8 protein-coding genes are annotated in these 6,349 nt (G+C 65.4%); 2 read left to right on the top strand and 6 right to left on the bottom strand.

The genetic code is table 11. The features are described from left to right. Positions 1-130: 130 nt before the first annotated feature. Both A9Q02_RS12540 and A9Q02_RS12535 read right to left on the bottom strand, forming a co-directional pair. Positions 131-430 (bottom strand): hypothetical protein, encoded by a 300-nt coding sequence (locus tag A9Q02_RS12540; protein WP_097653429.1) that lies wholly within the window; start codon positions 428-430, stop codon positions 131-133. A gap of 152 nt (positions 431-582) precedes the next feature. Next, a complete protein-coding gene (locus A9Q02_RS12535) occupies positions 583-1,788 on the bottom strand; it encodes a ParM/StbA family protein (protein ID WP_141508876.1) in 1,206 nt (401 codons plus the stop codon). 12 nt (positions 1,789-1,800) lie between these two features. Here A9Q02_RS12535 and A9Q02_RS12530 point away from each other — a divergent pair, with 12 nt between their 5' ends. Beyond that, on the top strand, positions 1,801-2,127 hold the full coding sequence (locus A9Q02_RS12530; RefSeq protein WP_245860527.1) for a nucleotidyltransferase family protein: 327 nt from the start codon (positions 1,801-1,803) through the stop codon (positions 2,125-2,127). Beyond that, on the top strand, positions 2,124-2,459 hold the full coding sequence (locus A9Q02_RS12525) for a HepT-like ribonuclease domain-containing protein (protein ID WP_097653427.1): 336 nt from the start codon (positions 2,124-2,126) through the stop codon (positions 2,457-2,459). The genes A9Q02_RS12530 and A9Q02_RS12525 overlap by 4 nt, the downstream gene beginning before the upstream one ends. A gap of 58 nt (positions 2,460-2,517) precedes the next feature. On the opposite strand, the gene A9Q02_RS12520 is transcribed toward A9Q02_RS12525, so the two are convergent. The 4 genes from A9Q02_RS12520 to A9Q02_RS12505 form a co-directional block, all read right to left on the bottom strand. Continuing rightward, entirely contained in the window at positions 2,518-3,306 is a 789-nt protein-coding gene (locus A9Q02_RS12520; protein ID WP_245860526.1) for an ATP-binding protein, read from the bottom strand. Continuing rightward, positions 3,303-5,117 (bottom strand): hypothetical protein, encoded by a 1,815-nt coding sequence (locus A9Q02_RS12515; protein ID WP_097653426.1) that lies wholly within the window; start codon positions 5,115-5,117, stop codon positions 3,303-3,305. Before A9Q02_RS12515 ends, A9Q02_RS12520 begins: the two co-directional genes overlap by 4 nt. A 365-nt stretch (positions 5,118-5,482) precedes the next feature. After that, positions 5,483-5,761 (bottom strand): hypothetical protein, encoded by a 279-nt coding sequence (locus tag A9Q02_RS12510; protein WP_141508874.1) that lies wholly within the window; start codon positions 5,759-5,761, stop codon positions 5,483-5,485. Between the two features lie 4 nt (positions 5,762-5,765). After that, the gene (locus A9Q02_RS12505; protein ID WP_097653424.1) at positions 5,766-6,182 is read right to left on the bottom strand and encodes a hypothetical protein; all 417 of its coding nucleotides are present in this window, start codon (positions 6,180-6,182) and stop codon (positions 5,766-5,768) included. Positions 6,183-6,349: the final 167 nt, after the last annotated feature.

The following is a 6,349-nucleotide window of genomic DNA, read 5'->3' as shown; positions in this document are numbered from 1 at the left end:
TTGACACCTCACACGACACGCCTGCCGCTGCTGCACCGCATCAGAAAGCGGCGTAGCAAAAACTCTATACGTGAAAGGGTGGGATCCGTGGACGGCGGCGGAGGGTCAGTGGCATGATCGTCTCCTTGCGCTAGCCGTCAAAGGCACCGAAGTGGGCCACCGCCGCCTCCACGTGGCGTTTCGCGGCCAGGATCGCACGCGGGTCAGGCAGGTCGCCAGGGAGCGGGGGGGCCGCGTCTGGGTGGGCCGGGAGGCTGAGGTGGCCCGTGGTCACCAGAAAGCCGAGCAGCGCCCACTCGCCGAGCATCCGGGCGGCTGGACTGTGCCGCCCGGTCTGTTTCACGGCCGCCAGCACCTCGCGTAACGCGCCAAAGCGCGGGTCGTCCGCCGGCACACTCGCATAGTATCGATCCGGAAAGGTCGTCTTCATCAGGGTCTCCTCCAATGGCGCACCTATGCGCCATGCGATGGGTGCGAGCGGGGATGCCACGGGCGCACCCGCCGCTCGCACCCGGCTGATTCAGCGTCCCACTGCGGAAACACGCCGTTGAGCGGGGATCGGCCCAACGGCGCACCAACGGGTCATTGCCCCTGCACGCGATAGGTCGCCAGCCGTTCGATGCCATCGGCCACCCGGATGAGGGCCTCAGACAGCAGGGTCACGGACGTGAGCGGCGCGAGCAGGGCGCTGATGGTTGGGGCCATCACCTGGCCGCCCCCGCCGCAGAGCAGCACCTCGCCCTGGGCCAGGGTGCGCTCCCAGCGCGGCAGCACCTGCGCAAGGATCGCGCTGGCCGTGTCGTGCAGGGCCGTCTGCAGCTCGGCCCGCACGTCGCAGGGAGCCCCAGCGACCGTGATCGTGGCCTCTCCCTGACGCAGCAGCGTCAGCACCTGGCCCGCCTCCAAATGCCGCAAGCGCGGGAAGCGGCGCTGGATGAGGGCTCGCGCCGTCTCGGCTGCGTGCTGCACGCCTAGCTGGAGCCCGCCCTCGCTCCCTGGGATCAGGTCAAGGCCCTGTCGTCCCGTGAAATCGGTGGTTCCGCCGCCGATATCGAGGACATAGCGCTGGCGCAGCAGCGCCCCATTGGCCGCGATGCGCCCATCTGGAGTGAAGAGCAGGGTGGCGAGCGCGCCAATTGGCTGCGGGATGAACGACGTCCGCATGATGGTGAGGGTGTAGGTCGTCGCACCCCACTGGAGCACATGCGGGATGGGCGGACTGCCCGGCTCCGTCTTGCCGGTCAGCCGCTGATGCAACGTGGTTCGCACCTGCGGGTGCGGGTCATCCGCGACTGGCAGCCCCCCGGCGAAAATGACCTGCGCCCGCGTAACCCCGGCGGGCAGGCTGGCGACGATCGCGGCGAGATGCAGCAGCAGGTAGGCGGGGGCCTGGGCGCGGAGTTCGGCGCTGCCAATGAGGGCAACATCGGTGACGCCTGCCCGCTGCGCATCGTGGCCGACCAGGTAGGGCGTGTTCGGCTCGATGCCCGCCGGCCCACTGAGATAGACCCAGGGCTGAACTGGGGTCTCGGTGGTGAAACAATAGCCCGGGCGACTGCTGAGCATCCGCACCAACGACGGCGCGATCGCCCAGGCCCCGCCCTGGTGGCGGTACTTCGTCGTGACATTGCCGATATCGGCGGCGATCAGGATGGGGGTGGTGGTCATCTGGTGGGCTCCTTGTGCGCGTTGGCCCCATGCGTGCCCAACTGCGCTATAATTGAACGACGGTCGCATTGAACTGAACGGGAGGTGCGTGCGATGGGCGTGAATGGTGGGGAGGCTCAAGAGCCCTCCCAAGTGAACGACGGTCGCATTGAACGGGAGGTACGTGCGATGGGCGAACAGGATCTGCTGCACACGCAGCGTGACGCGATTACCCAGATTGCCGAGCGCCACGGTGTGACCCGTGTGCGCGTCTTTGGTTCGATGGCGCGTGGCGAAGCAACCCCTGAGAGCGACATCGATTTGCTGGTTGAGACGGGCCCGTCAACGAGTGCCTGGTTCCCCGCCGGACTGATCCTCGATCTTGAGCACCTCCTCGGGCGACGGGTCGATGTGGTGACCGAGCGGGCACTGCACCCGGCCATCCGCGAGCGCGTGCTCCAGGAAGCGCGTCCGTTATGAGCGATGACACCATCTACCTGCAACATATCCTGGCGTGCATCAGCCGGATTGAGCGCCACGTGGCTGGTGGCCGTGAGGCCTTTCTTGCCTCGGATCTGCTGCAGGATGCAACGCTCCGCAACCTGCAAACCCTGTCCGAAGCAACGCAGCGCTTGTCCGCAGCGGCCAAGGCAACGCAGCCCCAGATCCCCTGGGCGCAGATTGCGGCCTTTCGCAACGTCCTGGTGCATGTCTATCTGAGCATTGACCTCGAACAGATCTGGATCGTGATTCATCACGATATTCCTCCCCTGAAACAGGCGGTGCGTGCGCTGTTGGACGCTCAGCCGTAGGCCGACATGCTCCGTGGATGTGCGCCGCAACGAGCCATGCTGGCTGCGGCGCAGCGGTTCATGCCGGGCGCTCGTCGCGCCCGGCACGGCGATAATCTGTCGCCGCGATGCGCAGGATCTCGCCGGCGAAGGCGTGCTGATGCATCCGCGAGACGATGCGTTGATCAAGGTGTTCCAGCGCCCGATTGCTCGTGATGATCGTCGGCAATGCCAGGTTATAGCGGTGATTGACGATCTGGTAGAGCTTCTCGCGCGCCCAGGCCGTGGCACTCTCGGTGCCGAGGTCGTCGAGCACCAACAGCGGCACGGTTCGCACCACCTCGAAGTGCTCGTCGTAGCCGACTTCGCTGGTTGGCCCGTAGGTCGCCCGCAGGTGATCGAGCAGGTCGGGCACGACGGTGAACAACACCTGGGTGCCCCGCGCGAGCACGGCGTTGGCGACGGCAGCGGCCAGATGGGTCTTGCCCGCGCCGTACGACCCGAACAGGAGCAACCAGCCCTGCGGCTGCTGGGCAAACTCCCGTGCCCGCAGGTAAGCCTTGCGGACCCCCGGGACATCCGGGTTGAACGCGTCGAAGGTCAGGCTGCGCACCTCGGCGAGGTTGCTGAGCTGTTCCAGGCGGCCCTGACGGCGCTGCTGCTGCTCGGTCTGTTTGCACGCGCAGGCGATCAACTCGGCGAAGCGCGGATGGCCGTAGGGCACATCGGCGACCATGTAGCCGGCCCCACGGCACGTTGGGCACACATCGGGCGGCAGCGGTGGCGGCTCCATCTGCAGGGAGGTCGTCCCGCCGATCGACCGCATCCCGACGCGCTGCCAGGGCTTCGTAGCGGTTGACGTGCTCATCGCGCACCTCCGGTTCCGGCGCGGCGAGCCTGCACGTGCGCCAGGGCCACCGCCGGGGCAAGCCCCTCCTCCAGATCCAACGCGAGGTACTGAATCTCCAGGTCGCTCGCATCCGGCGGAGCCAGCGTCAGCGCCTGAGCCTTCGCGTCCGCTGCCGCCTGCGCCGTGAGCAGCCCCGTCTGGGGCGCCTCAGCCTGGGGGGGATCAACGCGCCAGGTCGTCACGATCGCGCCAATGCCCTGGCCCAACGTGCGCCGCCGCGCAAAGTCGGCCTGCACCGTCGCATCGTCGAGCGCACGAAACTCGCGGGCGGCTTTGACACTGAAGCCCTGGCGGATCAGATACCGCTCCGTGGCGGTCAGCCCACCCCCCTCATCCCCAGCCTGGGTGCCGGTCGCTGCGGGTGGTGGTGTGGGATCTTCATGGATCTGATTCTCTCTGATCTCATTATAAGGGGCCTTCTTTTGCCTCATCAGGACGCCCTCCGTGCGCCCACCATGCGACGCCAGAGTCGCATCATGCGACTCTGGCGTCGCATCATACGACCCCAGGATCGCATCATGCGACTCTGATGTCGCATGATACGACCCCAGGATCGCATCATGCGACTCTAGCGTCGTATCAACCCCTTGGCCGGGCAGCGACTGCGATCCGACGATCGCCTCATGCGACTCTGGTGTCGCATCATCCGACCCCAGGATCGCATCATGCGACTCTGGCGTCGTATCAACCCCTTGGCCGGACAATGACGGCGATCCTACCGTCGCCTCATGCGACTCTGGCGTCGCATCGGCCCCCTGACCGGGCAGCGACGGCGATCCTACCGTCGCCTCATGCGACTCTGACGTCGCATCGGCCACCTGGCCGGGCAGCGACGGCGATCCTACGGTCGCATCATACGACCCTCCGGTCGCATCGTACGACCCTCGGATCGCCTCATACGACTCTCCTGTCGTATCGTACGACCCCAAGATCGCATCATGCGACTCTGGCGTCGCATCGGCCCCCTGGCCGAGCAGCGGGAGCGCTCCGATCATCATGCCTTCTGACCCTGCGGTTGGAGGGTGATCGCCTCGCTGCGACACCAGCACTGCATCAGATGGGGCACGTGAGGCCAACACCGCCTGCTGAGTTGATCGCGAACGTGTCCCATGCGACTCTGGCGTCGCATCAGGTGCGGCGTTGGAGGTCAATACCGCATCGTGATGCGCACCTGGGCGTGCGCCATGCGACTCTGGGGTCGCATCAGCCGCCACGAGGCTGGTCGGTTCCGCATCGTAATGCGCTCCTGAGCGTGCGCCATGCGACGCTGAGGTCGCATCGCCGGGGAGCGGTGGCATCAGGTTGAGCAGCGCCTGCACCTCGGCCAGGGTCGCTTTGCCCGAGTTGAGCAGCGTGCGTAGCTCGCTCAGAACCGCCGTGTCGGTCGCGCTGCGGGCATGGGTGCGCAAATGATAGCGGCGCGTCGTCTCACCGCGGCGCGCCCAGATCAGCCACCCCGCCTGCTCCAACTCCGTCAGCCAGCGCTCGATACTCCGGCGGGTCGCCGGCTGCCAGGTCGCCTCCTGCGTCGCGCTGCCCGGCCCCAGCGTCCCCATCAACGTCTGCAACCGCTCCATCACCGGTGGCTCGTGCAGAAACCAGAGCCGGTGCAGCACACACCAAAGCCGAAACGCCGGGTGGCTCACCTGGCGATCAATGATCAAGACATGCGAAGCCGGGACGAAGAGCTCGTCACCGCCGAGCCGGGGGAACCCCGGTGATCCATCGTTCGCGCCGTTCTGTGGGCGCGGATCAGCAGAGACCGTCATGGGATACCTCTATGTGCAACCGTGCCATCGGTGATCGCACGGCATAACGTTGCGTGAACCAGGTCGTTGGCAAGCAATGATCCCCTTGCACCGTGCCGGAGGCAGGTGGTATAATGGGGGTGGAATATGTTTTTTGCGCTCTGGAAAGCGCAGGTCGGCCTCACATCAAAGGCTCTTCGACAATGCTTGGCGGCGAGTGTCGAAGGGTCTTTTGGTTTGTGAAGCCTGCCTCGTTTGGTATTACGGTGGCATCGCAACCTCCTTGGGCTTTCAGCAACAACAACGACCGGCAGCATCCAGTGGCGCAGCCTGAACGAGCGTACGGCGACAGAGCGCCCAACGCAATCAGCTGAAACCGCAGGAAACTACCGGTCGATGGGTCGGAACAAGGAGGCTCCTACCAGGAGAGCGAGGAGCAGGCCGAGGCTCATCAGGGGAAGGGGGCAGAGCGAATCGACCCACCGGGAGCCACGACGGCGCGTGGCATCGGCCTGGCGGGCACGCGGAGGAACAGGACTCGAGTGCAAGTCAAGGCGCTCTTCGTCGCGGGCAGAACCACGACGCAGGAGGAAACCGTAGACCACATCCTCCATCGCCCAGAAGAGTCGTCGCGCCTGTTGGCGTATGAGCGACGCATCTTTCACCGCATCAAGATGCGGAATCGCGGAGGTAGGCAAGTCTACGAGGTAGTAGCACTTTCGTGCGAAAAAACTTCCTTGCGCTCTCGAACGAGCCATTTTCACGAATTTCATAGAGTTCCACTTCGATGTAGTAGGCTCCCGGCCCTTCTTGCCGCACGGTCATCGCATGAACCAGAAAGTTCAGGGCGCGCTTGAGCGCGAAATGCGCTTCAGGTTCGTTCCAGTGGGCGGGATCTAACAACGGATCCGTGAGAGTCACTTCAATCGTGCGGGCCTTCTCATCCAGGACGGCTACGCCAAGCCGGAGCGTACGAATCTGCGCTTCGGTCTCGTCACAGGCTGCCAGAGCATCGTCGGCATGTTCAACCAACGCGGCGCGAACCCGTTCCGAGGCATGCTTGACTTGGAAGGTAAGCGCGTCCATCGCCGCACTCCGTCGTCGTTCTAGTTCCGCCAGGCGATCAGGTTCATCCCGGTCTCGACCAGGCCAGGATGACAGAGCACGACATGCGTCCCATCCTGCGCGCGGGCGGCGAACCAGGCCCCCCGCGCCCCCGGTTTGACCGTGGTGCTGCGCAGGATGGCGACCTT

This window comes from Candidatus Chloroploca asiatica, assembly GCF_002532075.1.
GTDB classification, from domain to species: Bacteria; Chloroflexota; Chloroflexia; order Chloroflexales; family Chloroflexaceae; genus Chloroploca; species Chloroploca asiatica.
This window is presented reverse-complemented; position numbering and strand designations above follow the sequence as displayed.